A 25439-nucleotide genomic window follows, 5' to 3' on the forward strand; every position below is an offset into this window, starting at 1 on the left:
TTAGTCGGCGTGACTTTCTGCATCCTCACGTTTAAGGACTTTGTGCCCATCTTCCGATACACCGTTTTTCCAATAGCTACTGATATAGATATGTTCGCGTCCCACCTCGCGCTCATTGCGAAAGTATTGACGCAGTTGGCGCATGGAATCAAACTCGCAGGCACACCAAACTGATGCTCTGCCCGCCAGCCATGGCAAGCGGGTCACTTTTTGTGCCAACGTCTCTTCGCCGGTTAGCCAAATCAACTCCATATTAGCAGGTAGCTCAAGCGTCTGTTGGTCAGAGGCTTCGGTAATTTTGACTACAGCGTACCCTTTTGCCTCTTGTGGCAACCGTGCCGCTTTGGCCGAAAGTGCGGGTAACGAGGTCATATCTGCCACCATGAAGAACCAATCTGCGTCGGTGTTTATCGGCGCGATTGTCCCCGGGCCGACCATCGAAATAGTGTCACCGACCTGCGCTGCCATCGCCCAGCGCGCAGCAAAACCACAATGCGCGTCCGAGGTAATATGGCGCACAAAATCCACTTCGATTGCACCACGCTTGGCATCAAAACGGCGAATGGTGTAAGTGCGCATCACCGGACGTTCACCTTCCGCAAGCTGGCTTAAATCGGTATTACCGTGAGTATCAAACAGCAGTTTGATATAGCCGCCTTCGCACTCTTGCAGAAATTGCTTAAGAAAATCACCCTCAAAAACAATGCGTTGCATATTGGGTGTCAGAGTTTGCGTCGATACGACAGTCAGTACTTGTGGCGCGGGTCTATTCATTTCTCTACTCGATAATCATTCTCTTTTGCATTTATACTAGCAACCTCCTAGTAAAGCGCCTAGCCTCTTTAAGCAAATTTACATTGAAATTTCCTTTCTTGGCTTTTGACCAAGCACGATCGGCGGCTCACTTTAGGCAAAAAGTCGACGCAAAAGAGGCTCAGACTGTGTACATCTTTATCGGCAACGCTAGAATAGCGAGCATGGTTTAACCCGAGAGTACCCAGTACTTTCCCAACGAAATATAAGGAGGATCTTTATGTCTATGTGGTGTGCCATCTACCCACGTTTGTTTGGTATTAAGCTTCGCTCAAGAGTTTTAGATATCGCGCTGCGATAATCTCGACTTGAGCGAAACATCAACCACGACGACTAGCGTCCAATCCGAGTACTTTCCCTCAAGCTCGAAGAATTATTGTCAGCCCTGACAACGGCCTTTTGCGCCCAAAATTCTTGAGAACATTATGAGTACTTTTTTAACTGCACAATCACTAACCCTGTCTCACACCTCACACGCACTGTTTGATGCGTTAAATTTTACCATCCAACGCGGCGACAAAATCGGCCTGATTGGTCATAACGGCTGTGGCAAAAGCTCCTTACTCAAACTGCTTAATGGCGAGTTGGAAGCCAGTGGCGGCCAAGTAATGAGAGCCAAACAATGCTTGATGCGCTATGTCGAGCAGTCTCTGCCGCTTGCCGTGCAATCGATGAGTGTGATGCAAGCCCTCGCTGAACATTTAGCCGCAGAAAACACTTGGCAAGCTGAAGTGCTGTTGGGTGAGTTAGGCTTTGCGCCAACAGAGTGGCACATGCCAGTCAGCCACTGCAGTGGCGGTCAGCAGATGCGTTTACTGTTGGCCCGGGCCATCATTCATCAGCCGGACTTGCTGCTTTTGGATGAGCCAAGCAACCACCTCGATTTACCGTCGCTGATTTGGCTGGAGGGCTTTTTATCTCGCTGGAAAGGGGCATTTGTTTTGGTCTCCCATGATCAAATGCTGCTCGATCGAGTGACCAATACCACTTGGATTATGCGTGATAAAACCCTGCACCACTTCGCGCTGCCATGCCCACTGGCAAGAGCTGCACTGGATGAGAAAGATCAGGCCGACCGACTACGTCATCAAAGTGAGCAAAAAGAGATCGACCGAATTGAGAGAAGTGCCAAGCGTCTTGCGCAGTGGGGCAAGGTGTATGACAACGAAGATCTGGCGCGCAAAGCCAAAACCATGTTTGCCCGTAAAGAGCGTTTGGAGGAGCAACAAACCGAGTTAAGCGAAGGAGCACCTTGGTGTTTGAGCCTCAAAGGAGAAGCTCTGCCTGCCAATCGGCTGGTGGAAATCTTGCCTTTTTCCGTGAAGCCAAGGTTAACGGATGCCACTCTATTCGCGATGAGTGAAGTACGGGTTAAAAGCGGCGATCGCATTGCTATCCTCGGCAGTAACGGCTGTGGTAAATCGACCCTGCTCAATGCACTTTATGCGTCATTTCTACGCCGCGACTTACCGACGGTGACTTTTCATGACCGCTGCCGTTTGGGGTATTACGACCAATCACAGCAGCAACTTTGTGATCACGACTCGCTCAGTGACGCCCTACTCACTTTTGCTCGCCTTAGCAATGAGCAATGTAAACGCGCTCTGATCAGCGCCGGATTTGAGTACGCGAGACACCAACAGAAAGTCGCGTCACTCAGTGGCGGTGAACGCGCCCGTTTACTGTTTGTCGGGCTGAGCCTAGCCTACTATCACCTGCTGTTTTTGGATGAGCCGACCAACCATTTGGACATGGAAGGCAAGGAGGAGTTGATCGCCACATTAAATACCTTTGCGGGGGCGGTTCTTTTGGTCAGCCACGATAGAACGCTGATTGAGCAAAGCTGCAACCGCTTTTGGTATATTCACGATGGCGCATTGACCGAATACCTCAGCGTTGAAGCGATTTATCATCACATCTCTGAACTCGATCTCAATGCTGACACAGAGCAAAGCACAGCGTTGCAGGCAGGTCAAACCCATTCAAGCGTGAACGTGAGCGATGAAGAACAATTGCTTGAACGTCTTTTGCAGTTGGAAATCTTATTGGAAGAAGATCTCGGGCGAAAGCCCAAGCATCAGAAACCACAGTTACAACAGCAATGGCGAGAGGAGATTGCCAGCATCAACGCGCAGCTGTAAGTAGCGAATATCACTCAACTTACCACTGCAACTTATCAAGCCAGAGCACTTTGCTCTGGCTTGTTTTCTCATTTCGCTCAAAAGCGTTATTCACATCGACGACGTGGATGGGTGAGCGTTTGCATGACCACTTCAGCATCCAACCCCTCGGCTAACGTCATAAAATACCAAGCAAACTTCAGCCCGCTGTTGCTCAGGCTATAAAAACGCCCGTAACGGACAAAACCGTGCTGCACAAGATTGTTCGCCGAAGCCTCGTTATGTTCTTTGATCACCGCATACAGCAGTTCCAAACCATGAGCCTTGGCGTACTTAATCCGCAGCCGGGTGAGTTCTTTGGCGATACCTTGCCTTTGATACTCTGGCAGTACAAACAAGTGGCCTAATTCGCCATTTTTTCCCTGCACTAAGCTCTTGATGGTCGCGACTCCCACTAACTGTTCACCATCCATCGCCACCACCACACAAAAGTCGCTGGCAAGATCAATGCTGCGCAGCAAACGGCTGGCATTAGGTAAGGTATTCAGATATCTCTCGGCACAATCTATCAGTTCTTTAGACGGATTAATCTCATAACGAAGGGAGGAAAGCATTAAGTCTCCTGTAACTCATTATTCCTAAAGAAGTAAAACAATTTTATCCCACTGACTAGAGCCACTCTAGCGGTACCTGGACCATAAAACCACAAGATTGTGAAGAATGTTAAACTGGTAACGTGATGGTTAACATTACCTTTTTCATCCTGATTTTAAGTTGAAGAAAACAGCAATACGTCAAAAGGTAAAAGACGAAACCAGGGACAAAATTCGTCAATTCAAACGTAAAACCCACAGACTTCGTAAGCATAATGACGATATTTGTGCAAACTATGATTACCCAATTCACATTTTAACAATGGTAACAATAGTGTTACTTTACTTCCCGCTGGTCACACTGACTTGAAGCCATCCAATCCCGGGAAAGCTTCTTTACAGTAAAAGAAAATGGATCTTTTGCGACCATCTCCAAAATGAATAGACACACCAATATGGTGCCCTTTTTGCCCGTGTATCAGCCTATACACGGGCTTTCTTTTTTCAATGTCCTGAAAAGAAAAAAGCCAGGTACATAGGAGACCTGGCGAACGGGGCAAACAAGGCGTATTTCACAACGGAAAGAATCACCTCATTTGCCTCAACTTTAAATTCGATCTGTTACAGGGCAGTGACAAGCGGTTCTGGCAAAGCCAAAACGATGCGCAGATTAAGACTCTTCATTGCCTTTTTGTTGGCATTTCAAATTCACTAATTGAGACTGTTCTTGCTTGATGTAGTTCACTAACAACGCGTCCTTATCTGCGATCGCTTTAACGTTTTCTTGCTGTACTTGAGTCATCGCTTCTTGTTTCATCGCTTCCATTTCGGCGCTGAGATCACTGCTCAGTGAAGAGTTGTCCAGTGCGTTTGCGTTCGCAGCAGACGTCATCACCAATAGAAGCATTGCAGTAGATAGAATTGAACGGCGCATATTAAGTTCCTCGTGTAAATGAATAATCAACCAACGAACTCTATATAGCACTTAGCGTGCCAATTTTTTATTTATTTAAAATCAATAAGTTAACGCAAAACACTTAGATATAGATACGCAACTTGGCGACATTTACAAAGTATGTGTAAATTTTACCAAATATTTACAATATGAATAATGAGCACATGCTCCAACGGCATCACACACTCTGGGTCACCACTCATCACTTATTGAGTATAGGCATGATAAGCGAAGGTGAGCTCAGACCATTCGAGCTAAGCGGCATTAAGGATGGATAAAAAATGCAGCCCGAAAGCTGCATTTTCATTGGTGTTTGACTTAACTTTGACTTCACTAAGAGGAAGCAAGTTTACGCCGCCCAAACCAGCGCAGTGGGTAGGTCACGCCACGCCAAAGCTGTTTTAATCCGCGCTTAATATCTTCCAAGATAAGATATAAACAGGGTACGAGCACTAAGGTTAACAGCGTAGCAAACAGCACAGCGAATCCCAATGCAACGGCCATGGGAATGACAAAGCGAGCTTGCAAGCTGGTTTCAAACATGATCGGCAACACCCCGACAAACGTGGTGATTGACGTCAGTGTGATGGCACGAAAACGTGCGCAGCCCGCTTCAACTACGGCTTGTTTGATTGACATCCCCTCTTTTCTCACTTGGTTCACATAGTCTGTCATGACCAACGAGTCGTTAATCACCACGCCAGCAGCAGCAATTAAGCCAAAGGTGGACATCATGCTGATGTCGAGCCCAAGCCAGAAATGGCCCCAAATCGCGCCGGTTAAACTAAATGGGATCACTGACATCACAATCAGCGGCTGAGTATAACTTTTAAGCGGTACGGCCAGCAGAATGTAGACGATGATCATGCCAGCGACAAAGAAGATGATCTGTTCATTGCGCTGCGCCTGCTGCTCTTCGATACTGCCACCCAATTCGGTACGAACACCCGGGAACTTCTCTTTGAGTTCTGGCAGTAGATTGTCACGAATGTTGTTCACCACCTCATTCGGCTCGATCAGCTCTTCGTCAATTGAGCCATAAACGTAAACCGTTTGATAACCCTGTTCGCGGCGAATACTGGTCACCCCCGGTTGCTCGGTAATGTTCACCACATCGCCCAACATCACTTTCTTACCCGATGGCGTTGTGATCACCGCATAGCGAAGTGAGGCAAAGGCTTCACGCGTCAATTTGGGATAGCGCACCATCACTTTAAGCTCTTCACCATCGCGAATAATCCGCTGCGCTTCACCACCGTAAAAACTGCCACCAACCTGTTCAGCGATCATGGTGAGATCTAAACCCAAATCATAGGCGACTGGCGCTAGCGACAACAACACTTCTTTACTGCCTGAATCTATCGAGGAGGAGATATCAAACAAGCCATTTTGCTGCTGTAAACGGGTGATCAAGTAGCGCCCGGCTTCGTTAAGCTGCGCAATGTCCGAACCAAAGAGCAGATAACCAAACTCATCGCCGCCATCACCACTGTTGGTCGCGTCACGAATGGTTAAACTTTTCACCCCAGCGAGCTCTGGCATGCGCTCACGCCACATCCGCGAAAGTTCGAAGGTGTTAAATGGTCTGAGTTCTTCATCCACTAGCGGTACCACAATTCGTCCTTTGGTACGGCCACGATTGTAGGAGAGCATGTCACGAATCATTCCACGCCCATGCGTTGCCACCGTTTCTTGCTCAACGTCCTTGATGACCGTTTCAATCGCTTTCAAGGTCGCAATGGTTTGTGCGCTGGAGACGTTATCGTTCATTTCCAACACCACCGCCGGGAAGTCCGTTGGCACTTTCGGGTTCATCACAATGCGCACATGGTTGGATGTCATCAGCGCAATGCTTATCACCAACAAGCCGACAAAAAAGGCCATCACACTCCAACGCCAGTGGGTGCAAGCAACCACAAAACGCTTGTAAGGACCATTGATAAAGCCAAAGAAACGGGCGTTGAAACGCTCACGCCAACTGCCCGGTTCAATCGGTTTAAAATGGGTGTGTGCCAAGTGTGCAGGCAAAATCAGTTTCGATTCGATCAAACTGAAAGTCAGACACAGGATCACCACCGAGGCGATGCCAAAAAAGAACGCACGCTCAGGGCCTGAAGACATCAAAAACGGTGCAAAAACGGCGATGGTAGTCAAAACACCGAAGGTTGCAGGGGTGGCGACCCGCTTTACGCCTTTGATGACATTGTCAACGCCACCACCCTTACTCTCAATCTCACTGTAGGCACTTTCACCAATAACAATAGCGTCATCGACCACAATGCCCAGCACCATGATGAAAGCAAACAGCGAAACGATGTTGATGGTGACACCCAAGAACGGCATTAGCATCACTGCGCCTAAAAAACACACTGGCAAACCGATCATCACCCACAGCGCCAAGCGTACACGCAAGAAAATACTCAGCATCAGAGCAACTAATACCGCCCCTTGCAGTAAGTTTTTCAGCATCATGTCGAGGCGACCTTGCAGATAGTAGGTCATATCCACCAGTGTTTTGATCTTAAGATCGGCAGGTAACTGAGCATTTTTATGCTCAATGTACGCTTTCACCGATTCCGCTACCGGAATCATGTCTTGCTCTTTGGTCGCTTTTACCGACAGATAAATCGCGTTTTGCCCCGAAAATTGGAAGTAACGTTCTGCCTCGGTAAAGCCATCTTTAATCGTCGCAATATCTTGCAGCAGCACTTTTGCGCCATTGGCACCCAGTTTCACCGGAATGTTGCGAAACTCTTCGCCTTTGTAGTACTGGTTTTCAATTCGAACCGCTATCATGCCCGCGTTGGTGGTGACTTCACCGGCAGAATAGTTGGCCGAATAACGGCGAATCGCATTGGTCACATCGTTTAAGGTGAGGTCGTATTTACGCAACACCAGCGGGTCTATCTCAATCGCGATCTCCTCTTCCGGCGCACTGAGCTCGACCAGCATCACGTTTTGCAATTGCAGCAGTTCATCTTCAATTTGCTTGGCGATCGGCTTGAGTTCTTCCAGTGAACGATCGCCCACCAGCGACATTTCAATCACATCTTGACGAAACTCATATTGATAGATGTTGACCGGCTCCATCCCTTTGGGGAAGGTGGCGATGGTACTGATACGCTGTTTGACATCGTCGAGCACCTCTTTGATGTCCGCTTTGACATCAATTTCCAGCTCAATCTGCGCACTGCCACGCGAGGCGGTGGAGACGGCTTTTTTTATGCCTGTGACATCTTTGAGCGACTCTTCCATCTTGATCAAAATGCTTTCTTCAATCTCCTGTGGTGACGCGCCGGGATAAGAAGCACTGACGTTGATGTAGTTCACTTCGATGTTGGGAAACATCTGCCTTTGAATGAAGAAGAAGCTCACAATCCCCATGATGATGATGAACACCATCAGCAAGTTTGCGGCCACGGAGTTATGAGCGAAATAGGCGATGAGCCCGCGTTGCTGGGTCGATTCCATGACGGCTCCTTTTAACCTTGCTTGTCGTTGCTGTCGGCCTCAGCGGACAATAACTTTACCGTCATGCCTTTTTGCGGATATTCAGGCACAGTCAACACCAGTTGGTCACTCTGTTCAATGCCTTCGGCGATGAGCATGAACTCCCCTTCAGCGCGTAATACATTGACCGTTCTTGGTTGTAACTCATTGTTTTCATTAACCACCCAAACCGTTCGATTGTTGACCAACTCTTGAGGCAAGCGGTAAATATGTTTGAGCTCTTTACCCGCAAAGTTCACTTCAACGTAAGAGCCAAATTTGATCGCTGGCTGCTTACTGTTGATCCCGTAGGGATCGCTAATGCGCACCACCACATTGGTCATCCGCGTGGCTGAATCGATCAAGCCTTGATCGCGCACTACCTTGCCTTCGCGCTGCGTTTTTTGAATACCATCCAACGTCACCAAAGCGTTTAGATCAGAAAGCTTCTCCGGCAAAAAGGCACTGTCGAACCCCGCAATCGGTAAGTGGATTTCGCCAGCTTCGATATTGTTAAGTACCGCGACCTCACTGCCCGCCGAAATAAACTGGCCGACACCTAAGTTACGTGACACGACTAACGCATCGTATGGCGCAATCACTTTGCAGTTTTGCAGATCGCGCTTGGCGCGTTTTAATGCCGCCTGTGCGGATTTCACCTGCGCTTCAGCACTGAGCAATTGCGGTTTGCGTAAGTAGAGGTCGGAAACTTGCTTATCACTCAGTTTACTCGCTTGCTTCTCTGCAACTTTCGCTTTGGCTCGCTCTTCAATCAGCGTAGCCTGTGCGCTGGCCAATGCCGCTTCGGCTTGTAACACAGCCGCTTCGTAGTTGTCACTTTCGATGGTGAACAGCACTTCGCCCCGCTTGACGATGCCACCGCTGACAAAGTTCGCATGCCACGAGGTCACCTCGCCCGACACTTGTGCCGAGAGTCGAGTAACTTCAAACGGCACTAACTCACCATGGCTGGTAATGAGCACGCGATGATTGGTGGGAAACAAACCTGCGACTTCAACCGTCGGTTGCTTTGATTCGACTTTTTTCTCTTCAACCACCGGACCATGTGCCGCGATAGCCTGATAACCAAGATAGGAGCTACCCAGCAGAGCGACTGGGACTAGCCAACGAACGGATTTGTGTAACATATGCATCCTTTATTGTAATGTACGCTTCCAGCGTGATTTCGACCTGGCTCTGCTCATTTAATGTTTCGCGAACAGTTCTCACGCAAACTATCAATATTTTTCATAAAACTCAGACCAAGAATCGACAATTTATATCCCCGACCAATAAAAAACACTGTAAAAAATATTGCCTAACTCGTTTGGCGTTCTGATAGCAAATTAAGTGCCACATAATAAATTTATATTTTACATATAGTTACAAATAAACCACGACAATACCTCTGCGTTCTAACAGTGAAATTGACCAAAATTCACCACATTTATCTGTTCACGACTCAAGCTGCGATGCCATACTATGCTCCACGGTTTGGCCGTGCTGGAAAATCGAATAAATCTTAGAGGCTTTAACATGCAAGTTCACCCGTGCGTATCATTTATCCTTTTGAAAGATAATCAAATTTTGCTTGAGAAACGCGCCAAAGAGAAAGCTTGCGATCCAAACATGGTCGCCATTCCCGGCGGGCATATGGAAGCGGGCGAAAGCCAAATCGAGACGCTCGAGCGTGAAGTCACCGAAGAGCTGGGCGTCAAGGTCACGCAAGCCGATTATCTCTGCAGCCTCTACCATCCGACCTCTGAGCTGCAACTGCTGCATTACTACGTGGTGCGTGGCTGGCAAGGAGAACTGAGCTGCCATGAGGCCGAATCGGTATTCTGGACTCCTTTACATAACCAAGCCGCCGACACCGAAGCCGACAACACCGCGCTACAAGAGTTAATCCGCTTGCAGCAACATGGGCTATTTCAACAACCCCCAAGGCAACAGAAAGTTTCAAAGTCTTCAAAAATACAGCCAACATTGAAACTTTCAGGCAAAATAGGCACCCAAGGATAACCTAGAATGGTGTTCACCACTTCAAGGAGAACACTATGATGAAAACGTTACTTACAACCGCTCTAGCCGTCAGCGCCTTTTGTTCAGCCAGTGCCATGGCAGCCACCTTTACCTTAACCAGCCAAGATATTGCGGAAGGACACAAGATGCACCGCAGTTTCGAATACGCCGGATTTGGCTGCCAAGGCGATAACCTGTCACCTCAGTTGAGCTGGCAAAACGTTCCAGAAGGGACTAAAAGCTTCGCCATCACCGCCTACGACCCCGATGCACCAACAGGCAGTGGCTGGTGGCACTGGTCGGTGATCAACCTGCCCGCCAGTTTGGCTTCATTGCCTCGCGGTGCGGATATGACCAAACTCGGGGCACGCGAAATGCGAAATGATTACGGCCAACACGCTTTCGGCGGCGCTTGTCCACCCAAAGGCCATGGAATGCATCGCTACCAGTTCACCGTTTGGGCACTGCCTGAAGAGAAACTGGCACTAGATGAAAACAGCTCTGCGGCGTTAGTTGGTTTTATGCTCAATAGCATGACACTTGGCAAAGCCACGTTAACCGCCACTTACGTGCGCTAAACAGACCCTAACATCGGGAGAGAGAATGAACACGCACTTTGCTATCACCCATTACCGCGGCAACAAACTGCAAATGCTGCGTAATGTCGCCATTCTCTCTCCCAGCATCATTCAGGTACGCACAGGCAGCAAACGGCTGTATTGGCAGGAAAGCACGCTGGAGCTCAACCAGCGCCATTTGCTCTACTGCCCAGCGTCGCAAAAGCTCACTTTTGAAAATTTACCCGCACACGGACAATTTGCCTCACGACAGTTTAGCTTTTCTCTTTTGCCCGAGCCGGCGATGTTAGAGCTCAGTCAAACGCGGGCGACATCAGACGGACCGGTGCGCAAAACTTCGCCGAGTATTCTGCACAGCTTGGATATCCTTGCCTCGCTCAACACCCAAGAACTCACTTTAGCCACACAGGCTTATTGGCTGTTAGGGCTATACCAGCAACTTGCAGAAGCGGGGAAATTGCACCTTCTCTTTCCACTCGGCGCGGCGCGCTTTGAACAAAAGCTCAGTGAGTTCATCGCTGCCGAACCCGGAAAAAATCATCAGATTGAGGATGCCTGCCACCACTTTGCCCTGAGTAAAGCCACCTTGATTCGCCGACTCAAAGAGGAAGGTACTCAGTATCGCCAAGTGCTGACTAACGTCCGGCTTGGCCACGCGCTTAACCTGATGCAAAACGGGGTTCGTTCTAGTGGCGAACTGGCTCTCATGTGTGGTTATCAATCCACCGAACGTTTCACCCAACGCTTTCGTCAGCGTTTTGGTCTCACGCCGCGTGAATACCTCAAAACGCTGCCAAGTTAGCCGCCCACTGCGGCCACTGCGCTTGGCACTAGACAGTTCAACTGGATTGGGTTAATGATCACATTTCCTGTACACCCAAACTAAGTTAAAAGAAAACCATGCAGATATTTGACCTCAACGTCTCAGAATCTCTGATACATAAAGTGGTATTGGCGGTGGTGATGTATCTTATCTACCGCCTGTTCAAGCACCTGATAGGCAAAACGATTGTCGCGCTCGCCAACACCAAACAGGCGCATGCTTCACGCACCGCGTTCATTCTGCGCAGCGTCAATATCGCCTTACTGTTCGTTTTTGCCTCGCTGTACCTTATCGCTACCGGCGTCGGTTATGGCGATGTGTCGCTGTTTCTCTCTTCGATCTTCGCCGTGCTTGGCGTGGCCTTGGTGGCGCAGTGGTCGATTCTCAGCAACATCACCGCCAGTTTTCTGATCTTTTTCGTTTTTCCTTATCGCGTCGGCGATTTGATTAAAGTGGTGGAAAAAGATGAAGATGTGCGGGGCAAAATCATTGATATCACCATGTTCCATGTGTTGATCCAGCATGAATCGGGCACCGTCATCACCTACCCGAATAACCTGATTTTACAAAAAGGGGTGCTCAAACTGTCTGCGCCTGCCAAAACCAAAAGCAAATCTCGTCTCTACACTCGTATTGGTAAATAGTTATCGCTCATCCAGCCATCGCGGGCAGAAAACCCGCGTGGCAGCGAGTGATCTTCTGCCCAGCAGAGCGCGTACAAGCAGGCTAAAAACCGAGACGCACGCCCAATGAAATTTGACACGCTACGCCTGATTTTGGGTGATCAACTCAATCGAGAACACTCCTGGTTTCAGCAGCCCAATGAAAACACTTTATATGTGATGGCTGAGCTTGCTCAGGAAACGGGCTACGTGAAGCATCACGTGCAAAAAATCTGCGCCTTTTTCGCGGCGATGCGCGCCTTCGCGCAGGAGCTGCGACAGGCTGGCCACCACGTCTGCTATTTCACTCTTGATGAATCGGCGGCTTACGCCGATCTGCCTGCGCTCTTGCATGCCCTTTGTGATTCGCACTCCATTCGCTATTTTGAATATCAGCAGCCAGATGAGTACCGCCTGCATCAACAGCTCGCTGCATTAGCTTTGCCGGTAGAGAGCCTTCGCTGCATCGATAGCGAACACTTTTTGCTGCCGTTTAGCGATATTTCAAACCATTTTAAGCCCGGTCAACATCGACTGATGGAGCATTTCTACCGTCAGATGCGCAAGCAAAGCGGCATTTTACTCGATACGGATGGAAAGCCCGAAGGCGGCAAATGGAATTACGACGGCAAAAATCGCCGTAAACTAAGCGCCAAAGATATTGCCGAACTGCCCAAACCGCTTGAGTTTCGCAACGACGTTCGGCCGATTTTATCGCTGCTCGAAAAACATCAGGTCGACCATTTTGGTCAAGCCGACCCGTGGCTGCTCTGGCCAATCAACCGCGCCCAGTCGCTTACCTTGCTGGCGCATTTTTGCCAAGTCTGTCTGCCAAGATTTGGCTATTTTCAGGATGCGATGACGGGCGAGCATGAGAGCCAGTGGAGCCTATACCACAGTCGACTCTCCTTTGCGATTAACAGCAAAATACTCTCGCCCCGAGAGGTGATTGACGCGGCCATTCGCGCTTATCATCAAGCCAAAGGGGCCATCGACATCGCGCAGATTGAAGGCTTTGTTCGCCAGATCCTTGGCTGGCGCGAGTACGTGCGCGGGGTTTACTGGAGCAATATGCCGCACTACGCGACGCTCAATTACTGGCAAGCTTCGCGTCCGCTCCCGAGTTATTTCTGGACAGGCAAAACCAAAATGCGCTGCCTGCAACACGCACTGACGCAATCTCTGCAACACGCCTACGCGCACCATATCCAGCGCTTGATGGTGATTGGCAATTTTGCGCTGCTTAGCCAGTGCCACCCCGATGAAGTGGATGCGTGGTATCTCGGCGTCTACATCGACGCATTAGAGTGGGTAGAAATGCCCAACACTCGCGGCATGGCGCTGTTTGCCGATGGCGGAATTGTCGGTACTAAACCCTACACTGCCAGCGGCGCATACATCGACAAGATGAGTGATTATTGCAAAAAGTGCCACTATCAGGTAAAGCAGCGCAGCGGCACGGGTTCTTGCCCGTTCAACAGCCTCTATTGGCACTTTGTTCATCAACATGATGCGCTGTTTAGCCAACATCCTCGTCTTGGCATGGTGTATCGTAACTGGTTAACCAAGCCCGAACATGAACAGCAAGCGATACTGGAAACGGCCAAGCACTATTTGATCCATCTAGAGAGCTTGTAGAGTACGCTTTTTTACTGAAAATCTTCATCTTGCGGATTGGTCAGTAGGCTTTCTCCGCAATGCTGGGCCGCTTTTTCATCTTTCGGATTGCGTAAATTGCAGCTTTCTAACGATAGGCAGCCGCAGCCAATACACCCACCAAGTTCCTGTTGCAGAGCTTTTAGCTGGGCGATGCGCAGTTCTAGCTTGTCATGCCAACTGGTTGCCATCACTTCCCACTGCTGCTTGGTTGGCGCTTGGTGTTTGGGCAACTCGGCCAGCGCTTCAGCGATTTCTTCCAGCGATAAACCCACTTGCTGCGCCGCTTTAATTACCGCGATGCGACGTAAAACACTGCGATGATATCGGCGCTGATTGCCCGCATTGCGCCAACTGCTGATCAACCCTTTTTGCTCGTAAAAATGCAATGCAGAGACTTTGACTCCGGCACGCTTTGCCACGTCGCCGACACTCATTTCCATCTTATTTCTCCTCTGGCGATAAAAAGTGCTTTACCTCAAGTTAAGTTGAGCTTCTACAGTAACCGCAAGTTGGTTATCTAGATGGAGAAAAAACATGAACTTGCGAACTGGAACGCAAAATCGTACCTTGCCTTACTTATCCGGACGTTTTTTTGATGGGATCTCTTCCGGTCTTTTTATGATGGCACTGCCGTGGATTATGCTGCAAACGCCCGATATGGGCTCCTTTGTGGCGATGACAGCACTGGCCTGTACTGCCATCTCCTTTGTACTCACCCCGTTTTTTTCCACTCTGGTTGACCGCCACTCGCGCAAGCAGATCCTAGTGTTCAATCAGGTGCTTCAAGCCAGCACTGCCGCTTTGGTTGCGCTCGCGTACCTGTTCGGTTTGGGCTCTCACCTGCTGCTCGCCCTCGCGCAATTGATCTTCTGGGTTTCGAGCAACCTCGCTTGGAGTACCAACAACGCCTTTACTCAAGAAAACTACGATGCCCACGAGTACGCGGCCATTTCAGGCCAACAAGAAGTGGTGATGCAGGGTACCACGTTAGGTGCAGGGGCGCTTGGTGTCGTGTTACTGGAATGCTGGGGAGTGGTGGAATTTGCCTTGTTTGCCGCCTTCGCTTCGGCCCTTGCCACGCTCAGTTATTGCTTCACACCTTACCGACGTCAATTACGTTTGCATCAACCAAGCCGATTTTGGACACAAATGGCTGAGAGTAAAACCATTTTTTCGGCCAGCCCACGCTTTTACGCCATCATTTTGCTCTCGTGCCTCTCGTATCCGGTGCTGACGTTTCTTAGCAAACTCGTGCCGATTTGGTTTGCCGAACAACAGATCTCCGGTGACTGGTTTGCAGGGTACAACATCGCTTTTGGCTTAGGCTCCCTTATTACGGGCTTGTTGGTCAGCCGCATTTTGGCTTTAACCAGCCCGTTATCCATCATCCAATATTCACTTGGCGCTGCCGCTTTAGCCTTGGTTGGAATGAGTTTTTCCGCTTCACCCGCATTCATTCTGCTCTTTACGGCTGGTTTTGGTTTCTTCAATGCGTTAAACCGAATCGCTCGTATCAATTGGATGCACCACACCATCCCAATTGAGCAGCGCGGTCGGGTGGATGGGGGAATAGGTATGTTCTCCACACTAGTGCAAAGTTTGAGTTACGTGTTGATTGCCATGCTCAACCACTATCAATCAACCCAAAGTGGCTTTGCCATTGCGGCCTTGGTACTGGCGGTGGCAACACTGGTGATTTGGCTGCTGCGCCGAAACGCTCACGCCACGTTGATGTCCAGCGCACCGGAACGCTCTGCCATTTAGTCGGTCAGAAGTTAAAAAAGCCAACCTCGCTTGAGGTTGGCTGACTTACCAGACAAATCGGGGGGGATCAGGAGCTGGTAAAAGATTGAATCTCGACTAGGCTATCGCCAACACACTGTGGATCTCGCTTTTGATGTTGTCCGATTGCGTACCGAATATGGCTTGCAGACTGTCGCCAATGATCAACACTTCTCTTGCGCCTAGCGCTTTGAGCTGGTTGGCGTCTACGTGAGCAATCTCTTTGACTGAGACTCGTAAGCGAGTGATGCACGCATCGACCGATTTGATATTCTCCTTTCCACCGAGCGCGGCAATCACATCGAGCGCAATTTCGGCTGGCTGACCAGCAATCTGCACTTCCTTGAAATCGCTCTCTCGGCCCGGTGTTTTGAGATCCAATTTGACGATCAAGAAGCGGAATAAACCGTAGTAAAGCGCCGCCCACAAAGGACCTATGATGATGAACATCCAAGCGTTGGTCGACATCGGGTAGTAGAGGAAAAACTGAATCGCGCCGTGCGCAAAATCGGTACTGTGTTTGATCTCAAGAAAAGCGGTGATAGCAAAAGCGATGCCGGTTAAAAAGACATGGATCACATACAGCACTGGCGCAACAAACAGGAAAGTGAACTCAATCGGCTCTGTGATACCAGTGAGCCAAGAAGTCAGAGCTGCCGACATCATCAAACCGCCCACCAGCTTCTTACGTTCAGGGGTTGCGCAGTGATACATCGCCAACGCCGCCGCAGGCAAAGCCCACATCGAGTACATAAAGCCACCGGACAAATACCCAGCGGTTTTATCGCCAGCGAAGAAACGCGTCAGTTCTCCGGTAAACTCTTTGCCCGTTTGCGGGTCAATGTAACTGCCTACTTCGAAGAAGAAAGGCGCGTTCCAGATGTGGTGTAAACCGACAGGCAACAGTGAGCGCTCACCTGCGCCATACACCGCCCACGCCAACACCGGATTTTGGTACGCCGCCCAATGGGAAAACGCGTCGAGCGCTTGACCCACTGGTGGCCAAACGAACGCTAACACGCCGCCAACCACGATGGCTGAAAGCCCGGTGACAATCGGCACAAAGCGTTTACCCGCAAAAAAGCCGAGGTATTCCGGCAAGCGGATCGCGTAGAAGCGGTTGTACATCAGCGCCGCGACCGCGCCAATGATCACCCCGCCAAACACGCCCGTTTGTAAAGTTGTCACCCCCATAATGGTGGCATCGGTTTCCAGCCCGCGCAGCCCGGTCACAATCCCCAGAGACGCGTTCATAATGATCAGGCCTACCAGCCCCGCCAACGCTGCCGCACCGTCATTCCCCTTCGACAGACCCAGTGCGACACCAACAGCAAACATCAATTGCATGTTACCAAACACCCCTTCCCCAGCGGCCAGCATCACCTTGCTCAGCGCTTCGGGAATAAAAGCGAACCCCGCGTTACCAATTCCGAGCATCAAACCCGCAACGGGTAATACCGCCACTGGCAGCATCAAAGAGCGGCCAATTTTTTGCAGTTGTCCAAAAACTGTTCCTAACATGTTCCCTCCTCATTGGAGATTAAGCTTCCACATTGCCGCGTTGCGCAGCCGGCAATAACCATCACCGTCAGCTTAACCAAGTTGCAAACGCTCAAGGTTACAAAGCGCTAGCAGTTTGTAAGCAGACACTTACAAAAAACCACGTTTGTAAGCAGCAAATTACAAGAGCGTGAATTGAGTTCACCGCAAGGCCGTAGCATCATGTTGGCACGATAAATAAGCGGTGGTAGTGAACTATGGACAGTAAACTCATCATGGTAGTGGACGATAATCGCGACTTGCGCGAAGCCTTATCGGATTACCTGGGCAAAGCGGGATTTGCCGTGGTTGGTGCGGAAAATGGCCAGCGAATGTGGCAGAAGTTGCAGCAGTGTCAGCCCGATCTGATTGTGCTCGACATCATGATGCCCGGTGAAGATGGGTTTAGCTTGTGCCAAAAACTCAGGCGCCACTCCGACGTGCCCATCATTATGCTCACCGCCGTAGCAGAAGAAGCTGATCGCGTGGCGGGGTTGGAAATGGGCGCAGATGACTACATCACCAAATCCTTCAGCCCGCGCGAGCTGCTCGCACGCATTAAAACTATTTTACGCCGTAGTCAAAACAGCAGCGAGGCCCGCCTGACACGCCGCGTGCGTTTCGCCGATTGGCAACTGGATACCGTGACACGTCAACTCACCCACCTGCCGAGCGAGCAAATTAAGCAACTCAGCGGCGCCGATCTATCACTGCTTGGGCTATTTCTCTCTCGCGCCGAATCGATTCTGTCGCGCGATGACATCGCACGCGAAATTTGGGGACGAGATGCCGACCCGTTTGAACGGGGAATTGACGTACAGATCAGCCGCCTTCGGCACCATCTGGAAGATAAAGATCGCTCCTTGATCCTCACCGTGCGCAACAAAGGCTACATGCTTACCGCCGGAGTGCGTTATGAGAATTAGGTTGCCGCTGCAGTCACTGGCGATGCGCACCAGTTTGTTCTTGTTAGTGGTGATTGTCTCAGCGCAGATCCTCGCCGGGCTTATCTGGTATCAACACGCCAGCGACAAAGACAAAACGGGCCTCATCACCACAGTGCGCAGCCTCGCCATGAGCGCCTCATCCACCATCTCTTTCTTCCAAACTTTGCCTGCGGAATACCGCCATTTGGTGCTCAATCAACTGCGCAACATGGGCGGCACACGCTTTTTTGTCTCGCTCAACAATCACCCGATCACCGTCGATGTGCTGCCACAAAGCGCGCGTAAAACGCTGGTTATTAACGAAGTGACATCAGTGCTCAATCGTGAGCTGACGGGCAGCCCAACCATGTTGGTCGATTTTACCCGTCGTGACGATTTGCGGGTGTTTAACAACGAGCTACCGATTGATGAACTGCCAATGTTGTGGGCGCACTATTCGCTCTCTTACGGTGACCTCAACCCGCCGATACTAGTGATGCAAGTGGAAGTGGCGCAAAACGAGTGGTTCTATCTGGCGGCGGTTCTGCCAGCGCCTTACATCCATTTGGAAACCAGTTATTTTGCCCTTCGCGAATGGTTCACTTTACTGCTTTCGGCGCTCTTGCTGCTGGTGTGCACTTGGTTGGTGGTCAGGCGCGAAATCCGCCCGATTCGCGAGCTGGCTAAAGCCGCAACCTTGATGTCGAGCCGTCTCAAAGTGCCGCAAGTGAAAGAGGCCGGGAGCACCGAACTAAAAGCGGCCATTCGCGCTTTTAACAAAATGAATCGACGTATCGATAGCCACATCAAAGAGCGTGAGATGCTTTTCAGTGCAATTTCGCACGATCTCAAAACGCCGATTGCCTGTTTAAAACTGAGGGCCGATATGTTGGATGACGAAATCGAACGCGAACGCTTTAGCAAAATAGCCAACGATCTCGATTTGATGGTCAAAGGGGCACTGCAATGCATCAAAGCCACCGACATTCACGAAGAGATCGAGTCGGTTGATTTAAGTAAATTGGTGGAGCACATCGCTAGCGGTTTAGATCCTGACGGCAGCCGCATCGAGCTCGAAAGCGAAGAGGAGTGCACAATTTCCGGTAAACCACTGGCGCTCAAACGCTGTCTGCAAAATCTCATCGACAACGCGCTCAAATACGGTCAACGCGCGTTAGTGCGCATCCACAGCGATAGCGACCATCTCTACGTGACGGTTGAAGACAACGGCGCCGGGCTTAGCGAGCTGCAGTTGGAACGCCTGTGTGAACCCTATTTTCGCGCCGACACGCTGACAGAGGGGAACGGGCTCGGGCTGACCATTTCGCAAAGCATTGTCAAAGCACACGGCGGCGAACTGAAGCTGCGTTTGTCAATGCGAGGCGGGTTAATCGCCACTTTATCCTTCCCAAGAGAAATGTTATGAGAACCTTCTTTTTGTCGCTGCTGCTGTGCAGCGGAGCCAGCCAAGCTGCCGAGGTGGAATTTCTCCACTGGTGGACTTCCGCTGGCGAGAAAAACGCGCTCAAGAGGCTAGAGAATGAACTGGCCAAAGCGGATATTCCGCTCAAGCCTGCCCCAGTGATCGGTGGCGGTGGAGACAGCGCAATGACGGTCTTGCAAGCACGCGCTTTAGCCGGCAACACGCCGAGCTTTGCGCAGATTGAAGGGCCAAGCATCAAGTCATGGGATGCGATTGGCATTTTGCACCCCATCAACAAAACGGCCACGACACATCATTGGGACGAGGTGCTGCACCCACTGGCCAAAGCGATCAACAAAACCGACAACGGCTATGTGGCGCTGCCATTAACCTTACATCGCCTCAACTGGCTGTGGACCAACCAGCGCTTACTAGCGCAGTTGCAACTCACACCACCCAAAACCTGGCCTGAACTTTTTCAAGCGATGGAAATCGCACATCAGCAAGGGTTCATTCCGCTGGCGATTGGCGATCAACCTTGGCAGATCGCGCAATTGTTCGAAAGTCTCGTCATCGCCGCAGGAGGCGTCAGTTTCTATCAAAGCGCCTTGGTTGAACTCGATAAGCGCAACATCGATTCGGCGGAGATGCGTCTGGCGCTCAGCCAGTTACGCCACATCAGCCTTCTCACTTCGCATCCGTTACCCGACCAAAACTGGGACAGCGCCACCCAAGCTCTGGCACAAGACAAGGCACTGTTTCAAATTGGCGGCGACTGGATTTTGGGCGATCTGCTTGCACACAAGGTTGCGGTGCCGGAACACATCAGTTGTCAGCCCGCGCCTCAGTCGCGACAAACCTTCCTCTACAATATGGATAGCCTGATCTTTATGGCGAGCAAAACCTTCTCAGCCCAACAAGCAGAAAGGGTCGCCAACCGCTTGGCCGATAAGGATTTTCAGTCCGAGTTCAACCGAGTCAAAGGCTCGATTCCGGTGCGAAACGATATCGACCTTAGCCAGTTCAACCTGTGTCAGCAACGCTCGTACCACGACTTTCTGTTTGCCTCCGCCCATGGCCTTGCCATACCGAGCATGACCGATTCCATGGCGGTCAACCCGGTCACGCAGCAAGCGATCAACTCGGAAATCTTCCGTTTTTTCCGCAATCAGCCAATTTCTGAAGATGAGGTGATCCGCCGTATTGTCTCGATCGCGGCGAGCAATTGAGCACAAAATCAGAGCCGAAACGGGGTAAAAAGTCTGGCCGTGAGCACATTCAATCGCTGCCAGACTCGACGCCAGACAGAGGAGAGATACACTCAAAGAACAAAACTTGGGAGTATTGCCATGAGCAAACACTTATCCATTCGGGCGCTGGAACGCTCGGATTTGCGTTTTATTCATCAGCTCAACAACAATCGCAACATCATGTCTTACTGGTTCGAAGAGCCGTATGAGTCTTATGATGAGCTCGAAGAGCTTTATCAGAAACACATCCACGACGACACCGAGCGCCGATTTGTCGTCGTGGACGAAAAAAGCCAACTGATTGGTTTGGTCGAGCTAATTGAGATCAATTACATCCATCGCAGCGCCGAATTTCAGATCATTATCGCTCCCGCTTTTCAAGGCCAAGGTTTTGCCGCCACAGCGATTCACAAAGCACTCGACTACTCATTCTCGATCCTCAACCTGCACAAAGTTTATCTGCAAGTGGCGCTGAGCAACAAAAAAGCGATCCATCTGTATCAGCAATGCGGTTTCATCGAAGAGGGGCTCTTGGTCGAAGAATTTTTTATCAACGGTCAATATCAGGATGTGAAACGCATGTACATTTTGCAGCGCGACTATCTGAGGGCTTGACGCGTTGATCAGTGCGACAAATTGAGCAAGTTGTCGTGCGCGTCCGGGTGGATGTCGCTCAGTATGAATTGAATCACATAAAATTTGAGGCGATGGGTACACACTCTTGCTGGTATTCATGTCGTGTCGAGACAGCCTATGTATGGAGATCTGCGCAAAATGACTTGGAAGACGGGCAGGCGGTAACCCCGCCCGCTCAGGATGTTACGTCTATTCCATTCATTGCAAGGAGCTCTTATGCCTATCAACCAAATCCGCAACATCGCTTTCATCGGCCAAACGGGCAGCGGCAAAACTACGCTCATCGAAAAACTGCTGTTTACCTGTGACGCTACCACGCACTTAGGCAGCGTCGAGAAAGGCGATACCGTCACCGACTTTGATACTCAATCAATCCAATATCAGCACAGTATTGAAGCCACTCCGGTGACACTGCGCTGGCAGAACCACCGCCTTAATATTATCGACACCCCCGGACAAGGCGAGCTGCTGGGGCGCACGCTCAGCGTCTTTCCGGCCGTCGAAACCACTGCGCTGGTGTTGGATCCGCACACGCCGCTGACTCAAATCTCCGATCGGCTATTTGAGTTTGCAAGTGAGCGGAAAAAATGCCAGATGATCATCATCAATAAAATCGACCACAACGACAAAGCGCTCAGCCGTCTGCTGCGCCAAATTGAAGAACATTTTGGCAGCCATTGCCTGCCTATCAATCTTCCCTCTGCCGATGGCAGCCAAGTAATCGACTGTTTTTTCACCCCTCAATATCAAACACCAACACTGATTTCAGATGTCAAGACCGCTCATGAAACCTTAGTGGATCAAGTGGTGGAAGTGGATGAGGATTTGATAGCGCTTTATCTGGAACAAGGCTCTGAGCTCACAGCGCAACAGTTGCATGACCCGTTTGAAGAGGCACTGCGTACTGGCCATGTTATCCCAATCTGTTTTGTCTGTGCAGAAACGGGCGCAGGCATTGAACTGCTGCTGCAAACCTTGTGCGAATTGATGCCGATGCCCAATGAGGGCAACCCGCCGCTGCTGGAGAAAAACGGCAAACGTATCCGCGTCAACTGCGAGACGCTGGAGCACAGCGTGGCACATGTGTACAAAATCAGCGTCGATCCTTATATGGGCAAACTGGCCTATTTGCGCGTGTTTCAGGGGGAAATCAACACAGGCAGCCAACTCTATATCGGAGAGAGCAATAAAGCGTTTAAGGTCGGCCATCTCTATCAGTTACAAGGCAAGCAGCGCAGTGAAATTTCACGAGCCCTCGCAGGCGATTTTTGCGTGCTCGCCAAAGTCGATGAACTTGAATTTGATTCGATTGTGCACGACTCCCATGACGAAGATGGTATCTCTCTGAAAACGTTAGATTTCCTGCAATCGATGTACAGCCTAAGTCTCAAACCCATCAAACGCGGTGATGAACAAAAACTGGGCGAAGTGTTGAAGCGCATCGTCAGCGAAGATCCATCACTGCGACTTGAACACCGCGTCCGCAGCAATGAGACCATCTTAAGCGGCCAAGGTGAGTTTCATCTCAAAATCGCGCTGGAAAAAATGGCTAGCGTCTACAAACTGGAGGTGGAGACCGAGCAGCCAAGCGTGGAATATTTCGAAACCATCACCCAAGCCGCCGATGGCCAGTATCGGCATAAAAAGCAAAGCGGTGGCGCGGGGCAATTTGGCGAGGTGCATTTACGTGTCAGACCGCTTGAGCGCGGCGAAGGCTTTAAGTTTGTCAACAAAGTCGTCGGCGGCGCCATTCCCACCTCACTCATCCCTGCTGTCGAAAAAGGTATTCTGCAAGCGCTGGAAGAAGGAGCGATTTCCGGTAACCCAATTCGCGACATTGAAGTAACCGTTCACGATGGCAAATTTCATTCGGTCGATTCCAAAGAGATCGCTTTTGTGATTGCGGGTAAAAAGGCCTTCCTCAATGCGGTGGAAAACGCCGGGCCGATTGTGCTTGAGCCGATTGTGCAAATGGAACTGGTGATCCCCACGGCCAGCGTCGGCGATGTCACTGGCGATTTGTCTGCCAATCGCGGTTTGATTGAGGGTACGGAGCCACAAACGAACCACTTCTCACTGATTCGCAGCAAATCGCCGCTCAACGAGCTGCAAGATTACGCACGCAAGCTCAGAGCAATGACAGGCGGTGAAGGCACATTCCAAATGACGCTCAGCCATTATGAGCCCGCGCCTCCTTCGGTACAGAAAAAGGTGTGTGAAACCGCCTAAACTTGCGCGGCTAAGCTACGGGGAGCCTTGCGCTCCCTTATTTTTCTCTTGCGGTTCCGCGATCTGATACAGTTTGTGCTCGGAGCAGGTGGTTTCGCAATTGCACACTTTATCGACACCGACTTGGTTTAACCCGCCGCAACTGCCTTGGATCGCTTTGCGCTTAAACATCACGCCAATCGCCATCAACGCGATGACAATGAGGAAAAAAGCAAATGCGTACAACAAAGTGGTCATGATTTACTCCTTAAACAGCCTGCGCAGCCCTTTGACTTGAAAGCCCTTGATGGGCGAGATCGCCGCCGCAGTATCTGGTGTTGCGATCAAACCACGAGCGCGCTCTCGGCGCGAGCCACAACAATGACTTTTCGACTCGGTGCGACACTCACGTCCTTGGCTTGCCTCAGTCAGCGGCATGGCTCCAGCGCTCAATACGGTAGCAAGAGAGTTGCGCCCGGCTACACGTTCGACCAACACGTTACCAGCTAGCAATTTCGCCAGCGATTTCTGCCCGATGTTTTTTACCATCACCTTGCTGACCTTGGCGGCGAGCAATTGTGCAATCAAGCGTTTTTTTCCGTGACAACCTTCACTGCTTAACGCCGGATTATCTAAATAGTTTAGAACATTGCCGCGATCATCAAGCAAAGCAAAGCGCTGCGCTTTGGTGAAATGGTTCGCGACATTTTGATCGTTAACGGGGACGGCGATGATCATCATTCTTCCTCCAGTGAGAATTTCAACATTTTGCCTTGCACCAAACAGAGCGCGACTTTGTGACGCGCACATTTGACGATATTGCCAAACGTTTGTCGGGAAACCCCCATGCACTGCGCTGCATCTATCTGATTCATTTGCAGAAGATCGGCCAAACGCAGCGCTTCCAGCTCATCGGCATCAAGCGTTTCTGCTTGTAAGTTCGATGCCGGAATGCCGTTAGGCTTAAAACAACTGGCGGGTGGTCGGCAGCCGATATGGCGCGGTTTTCGTGGTCTGGGCATGGTGTTTCCAAAAAGCAAATCGATAACGAAAAGGTAAACCATGTTATTGGCATATGCCAATAACAAAAAGCTCAATGTAAGATTGCACGAAAACAAAAGCCGCATGATGCGGCTTTATAGGGTGGACACTCAGGTGAACGTCTATTTATCGAACGACAAGTTCATCTGGCGAATTTTTTCTTCAAATTCAGCGAGGCTTTCCGCTTTGTAGGTTGGCGCACCGTTAAAGTAACGTGGTTTTTCTGGGAGCATTGCCTCTTTTAACTCACGTTCCTGCTCGTGGTTGTCATGATAGACAGTGACACGATGCGGAATATCCTGCTTGAATGTAGCCATTCTGTTCTCCTTGCTGACTGACCGTAAAAACCAGCCTTAAGCGTAGTAAAGCTGGCTAGGCTGTCAACGACAACAAAGGTGTGGTTTTACAGCCAATTTCGCTGATCTTCTGACAAATCAATAGAAAACAGTAACAAGAGGCAAAATAAGCGAGATTCGACATAACAAAATTGTGATCCAGCACATCAATCACACTACTCAAACGGCCACGGATAGCTTTGTCCAGCCAACAATCAGCACCATAGCGCAGAGTAGCCAAACTAAGGTCGCGCCAAATAAAGTCGCCAGCAGCGAAAAACGGTAGCTGAGGTAATACACCGCCAGCAAATAAGCCGCGTAAGGCAGCAGTGACCACAAACCAAACAAAGCGGTTTGACGCAAATCCTCCATGCTACGCTCACTGCCAATAATAAAGTGGGCAATCAGCGCGAAGGTGGGAAACAGCGGTACTAAACCCGCAATGTAAAAGCTTTTACTTTTAGACAGCAGCGCTATGAGAAGCACCGCAGCCGCCCCTAACAATGACTTGAAGAACAGGCTGAGCACTGGCCTTAACCTCTCGCTTAAAATGTGCGCAAATCGTAAAAGATCGCGCCCAAGAAG

The 25439-nt window shown here is 50.3% G+C and carries 23 protein-coding genes and 1 pseudogene; 12 read left to right on the forward strand and 12 right to left on the reverse strand.

Annotated features, from left to right (window positions below):
• Entirely contained in the window at positions 1–774 is a 774-nt protein-coding gene (locus tag EA26_RS13395; RefSeq protein ID WP_039428370.1) for a siderophore-interacting protein, read from the reverse strand.
• Between the two features lie 464 nt (positions 775–1238).
• On the opposite strand from EA26_RS13395, the gene EA26_RS13400 reads away from it, so the two are divergent.
• Positions 1239–2954, forward strand: a complete 1716-nt coding sequence (locus EA26_RS13400; RefSeq protein ID WP_039428372.1) for an ABC-F family ATP-binding cassette domain-containing protein — start codon at positions 1239–1241, stop codon at positions 2952–2954.
• A gap of 86 nt (positions 2955–3040) precedes the next feature.
• Here the strand turns inward: EA26_RS13400 and EA26_RS13405 are convergent, their stop codons facing one another.
• The 4 genes from EA26_RS13405 to EA26_RS13420 all read right to left on the reverse strand — a co-directional run bounded on the left by EA26_RS13405 (position 3041) and on the right by EA26_RS13420 (position 9118).
• Positions 3041–3547, reverse strand: coding sequence for a GNAT family N-acetyltransferase (locus EA26_RS13405; RefSeq protein ID WP_039428375.1), 507 nt, complete (start codon positions 3545–3547; stop codon positions 3041–3043).
• Positions 3548–4196: 649 nt separating this feature from the next.
• Complete coding sequence (locus EA26_RS13410) at positions 4197–4460, reverse strand: hypothetical protein (protein ID WP_039428377.1); 264 nt, start codon at positions 4458–4460, stop codon at positions 4197–4199.
• 354 nt (positions 4461–4814) lie between these two features.
• Positions 4815–7952: an efflux RND transporter permease subunit gene (locus EA26_RS13415; protein WP_039428379.1), complete on the reverse strand. Its 3138-nt coding sequence runs from the start codon at positions 7950–7952 to the stop codon at positions 4815–4817.
• Positions 7953–7963: 11 nt separating this feature from the next.
• Complete coding sequence (locus EA26_RS13420) at positions 7964–9118, reverse strand: efflux RND transporter periplasmic adaptor subunit (RefSeq protein ID WP_039428380.1); 1155 nt, start codon at positions 9116–9118, stop codon at positions 7964–7966.
• Positions 9119–9506: 388 nt separating this feature from the next.
• Between EA26_RS13420 and EA26_RS13425 the strand changes: the two are divergent.
• From EA26_RS13425 to EA26_RS13445, 5 genes and pseudogenes are all read left to right on the forward strand, one after another.
• Positions 9507–9884, forward strand: a pseudogene (locus tag EA26_RS13425) (NUDIX hydrolase); the annotation flags it as partial.
• A 146-nt stretch (positions 9885–10030) separates the two neighbouring features.
• A complete protein-coding gene (locus EA26_RS13430) occupies positions 10031–10570 on the forward strand; it encodes a YbhB/YbcL family Raf kinase inhibitor-like protein (RefSeq protein WP_039429133.1) in 540 nt (179 codons plus the stop codon).
• A gap of 25 nt (positions 10571–10595) precedes the next feature.
• Complete coding sequence (locus EA26_RS13435) at positions 10596–11372, forward strand: AraC family transcriptional regulator (RefSeq protein ID WP_039428382.1); 777 nt, start codon at positions 10596–10598, stop codon at positions 11370–11372.
• Between the two features lie 98 nt (positions 11373–11470).
• Entirely contained in the window at positions 11471–12037 is a 567-nt protein-coding gene (locus EA26_RS13440) for a mechanosensitive ion channel family protein (protein WP_039428385.1), read from the forward strand.
• 105 nt (positions 12038–12142) lie between these two features.
• Positions 12143–13693, forward strand: a complete 1551-nt coding sequence (locus EA26_RS13445) for a cryptochrome/photolyase family protein (RefSeq protein ID WP_039428388.1) — start codon at positions 12143–12145, stop codon at positions 13691–13693.
• Between the two features lie 11 nt (positions 13694–13704).
• Here the strand turns inward: EA26_RS13445 and soxR are convergent, their stop codons facing one another.
• Entirely contained in the window at positions 13705–14154 is a 450-nt protein-coding gene (soxR, locus tag EA26_RS13450) for a redox-sensitive transcriptional activator SoxR (protein ID WP_039428390.1), read from the reverse strand.
• Between the two features lie 94 nt (positions 14155–14248).
• Here soxR and EA26_RS13455 point away from each other — a divergent pair, with 94 nt between their 5' ends.
• On the forward strand, positions 14249–15478 hold the full coding sequence (locus EA26_RS13455) for an MFS transporter (protein ID WP_052079760.1): 1230 nt from the start codon (positions 14249–14251) through the stop codon (positions 15476–15478).
• A 96-nt stretch (positions 15479–15574) separates the two neighbouring features.
• Here EA26_RS13455 and ptsG read toward each other — a convergent pair whose 3' ends face one another.
• A complete protein-coding gene (gene ptsG / locus EA26_RS13460; protein ID WP_081946374.1) occupies positions 15575–17017 on the reverse strand; it encodes a glucose-specific PTS transporter subunit IIBC in 1443 nt (480 codons plus the stop codon).
• Positions 17018–17253: 236 nt separating this feature from the next.
• Between ptsG and EA26_RS13465 the strand changes: the two genes are divergently transcribed.
• The 5 genes from EA26_RS13465 to fusA all read left to right on the forward strand — a co-directional run bounded on the left by EA26_RS13465 (position 17254) and on the right by fusA (position 23499).
• Positions 17254–17961: a response regulator transcription factor gene (locus EA26_RS13465; protein ID WP_039428392.1), complete on the forward strand. Its 708-nt coding sequence runs from the start codon at positions 17254–17256 to the stop codon at positions 17959–17961.
• Positions 17951–19387, forward strand: a complete 1437-nt coding sequence (locus EA26_RS13470; protein ID WP_039428394.1) for an ATP-binding protein — start codon at positions 17951–17953, stop codon at positions 19385–19387. The genes EA26_RS13465 and EA26_RS13470 overlap by 11 nt, the downstream gene beginning before the upstream one ends.
• A complete protein-coding gene (locus tag EA26_RS13475) occupies positions 19384–20613 on the forward strand; it encodes an ABC transporter substrate-binding protein (RefSeq protein ID WP_039428397.1) in 1230 nt (409 codons plus the stop codon). The genes EA26_RS13470 and EA26_RS13475 overlap by 4 nt, the downstream gene beginning before the upstream one ends.
• A gap of 120 nt (positions 20614–20733) precedes the next feature.
• Positions 20734–21249 (forward strand): spermidine N1-acetyltransferase, encoded by a 516-nt coding sequence (speG, locus tag EA26_RS13480; RefSeq protein ID WP_039428398.1) that lies wholly within the window; start codon positions 20734–20736, stop codon positions 21247–21249.
• A 237-nt stretch (positions 21250–21486) separates the two neighbouring features.
• Complete coding sequence (fusA, locus tag EA26_RS13485) at positions 21487–23499, forward strand: elongation factor G (protein WP_039428400.1); 2013 nt, start codon at positions 21487–21489, stop codon at positions 23497–23499.
• A 15-nt stretch (positions 23500–23514) separates the two neighbouring features.
• On the opposite strand, the gene nqrM is transcribed toward fusA, so the two are convergent.
• The 5 genes from nqrM to EA26_RS13510 form a co-directional block, all read right to left on the reverse strand.
• Entirely contained in the window at positions 23515–23736 is a 222-nt protein-coding gene (nqrM, locus tag EA26_RS13490; protein WP_039428402.1) for a (Na+)-NQR maturation NqrM, read from the reverse strand.
• Positions 23737–23739: 3 nt separating this feature from the next.
• Positions 23740–24219: a NifB/NifX family molybdenum-iron cluster-binding protein gene (locus EA26_RS13495; RefSeq protein WP_052079762.1), complete on the reverse strand. Its 480-nt coding sequence runs from the start codon at positions 24217–24219 to the stop codon at positions 23740–23742.
• Positions 24216–24500: a DUF134 domain-containing protein gene (locus tag EA26_RS13500; RefSeq protein WP_039429143.1), complete on the reverse strand. Its 285-nt coding sequence runs from the start codon at positions 24498–24500 to the stop codon at positions 24216–24218. Before EA26_RS13500 ends, EA26_RS13495 begins: the two co-directional genes overlap by 4 nt.
• Before the next feature lie 141 nt (positions 24501–24641).
• The gene (locus tag EA26_RS13505) at positions 24642–24836 is read right to left on the reverse strand and encodes a hypothetical protein (protein ID WP_039428405.1); all 195 of its coding nucleotides are present in this window, start codon (positions 24834–24836) and stop codon (positions 24642–24644) included.
• Between the two features lie 198 nt (positions 24837–25034).
• A complete protein-coding gene (locus EA26_RS13510) occupies positions 25035–25382 on the reverse strand; it encodes a GlpM family protein (RefSeq protein ID WP_039429144.1) in 348 nt (115 codons plus the stop codon).
• Positions 25383–25439: the final 57 nt, after the last annotated feature.

Origin of the sequence: Vibrio navarrensis, assembly GCF_000764325.1 — a bacterium.
Lineage (GTDB): Bacteria > Pseudomonadota > Gammaproteobacteria > Enterobacterales > Vibrionaceae > Vibrio > Vibrio navarrensis.

Coding starts and splice junctions, on each gene's coding strand:
- EA26_RS13395 (WP_039428370.1), bottom strand. CDS start 774: ATGAATAGACCCGCGCCACAAGTACTGACTGTCGTATCGACGCAAACT.
- EA26_RS13400 (WP_039428372.1), top strand. CDS start 1,239: ATGAGTACTTTTTTAACTGCACAATCACTAACCCTGTCTCACACCTCA.
- EA26_RS13405 (WP_039428375.1), bottom strand. CDS start 3,547: ATGCTTTCCTCCCTTCGTTATGAGATTAATCCGTCTAAAGAACTGATA.
- EA26_RS13410 (WP_039428377.1), bottom strand. CDS start 4,460: ATGCGCCGTTCAATTCTATCTACTGCAATGCTTCTATTGGTGATGACG.
- EA26_RS13415 (WP_039428379.1), bottom strand. CDS start 7,952: ATGGAATCGACCCAGCAACGCGGGCTCATCGCCTATTTCGCTCATAAC.
- EA26_RS13420 (WP_039428380.1), bottom strand. CDS start 9,118: ATGTTACACAAATCCGTTCGTTGGCTAGTCCCAGTCGCTCTGCTGGGT.
- EA26_RS13430 (WP_039429133.1), top strand. CDS start 10,031: ATGAAAACGTTACTTACAACCGCTCTAGCCGTCAGCGCCTTTTGTTCA.
- EA26_RS13435 (WP_039428382.1), top strand. CDS start 10,596: ATGAACACGCACTTTGCTATCACCCATTACCGCGGCAACAAACTGCAA.
- EA26_RS13440 (WP_039428385.1), top strand. CDS start 11,471: ATGCAGATATTTGACCTCAACGTCTCAGAATCTCTGATACATAAAGTG.
- EA26_RS13445 (WP_039428388.1), top strand. CDS start 12,143: ATGAAATTTGACACGCTACGCCTGATTTTGGGTGATCAACTCAATCGA.
- soxR (WP_039428390.1), bottom strand. CDS start 14,154: ATGGAAATGAGTGTCGGCGACGTGGCAAAGCGTGCCGGAGTCAAAGTC.
- EA26_RS13455 (WP_052079760.1), top strand. CDS start 14,249: ATGAACTTGCGAACTGGAACGCAAAATCGTACCTTGCCTTACTTATCC.
- ptsG (WP_081946374.1), bottom strand. CDS start 17,017: ATGTTAGGAACAGTTTTTGGACAACTGCAAAAAATTGGCCGCTCTTTG.
- EA26_RS13465 (WP_039428392.1), top strand. CDS start 17,254: ATGGACAGTAAACTCATCATGGTAGTGGACGATAATCGCGACTTGCGC.
- EA26_RS13470 (WP_039428394.1), top strand. CDS start 17,951: ATGAGAATTAGGTTGCCGCTGCAGTCACTGGCGATGCGCACCAGTTTG.
- EA26_RS13475 (WP_039428397.1), top strand. CDS start 19,384: ATGAGAACCTTCTTTTTGTCGCTGCTGCTGTGCAGCGGAGCCAGCCAA.
- speG (WP_039428398.1), top strand. CDS start 20,734: ATGAGCAAACACTTATCCATTCGGGCGCTGGAACGCTCGGATTTGCGT.
- fusA (WP_039428400.1), top strand. CDS start 21,487: ATGCCTATCAACCAAATCCGCAACATCGCTTTCATCGGCCAAACGGGC.
- nqrM (WP_039428402.1), bottom strand. CDS start 23,736: ATGACCACTTTGTTGTACGCATTTGCTTTTTTCCTCATTGTCATCGCG.
- EA26_RS13495 (WP_052079762.1), bottom strand. CDS start 24,219: ATGATGATCATCGCCGTCCCCGTTAACGATCAAAATGTCGCGAACCAT.
- EA26_RS13500 (WP_039429143.1), bottom strand. CDS start 24,500: ATGCCCAGACCACGAAAACCGCGCCATATCGGCTGCCGACCACCCGCC.
- EA26_RS13505 (WP_039428405.1), bottom strand. CDS start 24,836: ATGGCTACATTCAAGCAGGATATTCCGCATCGTGTCACTGTCTATCAT.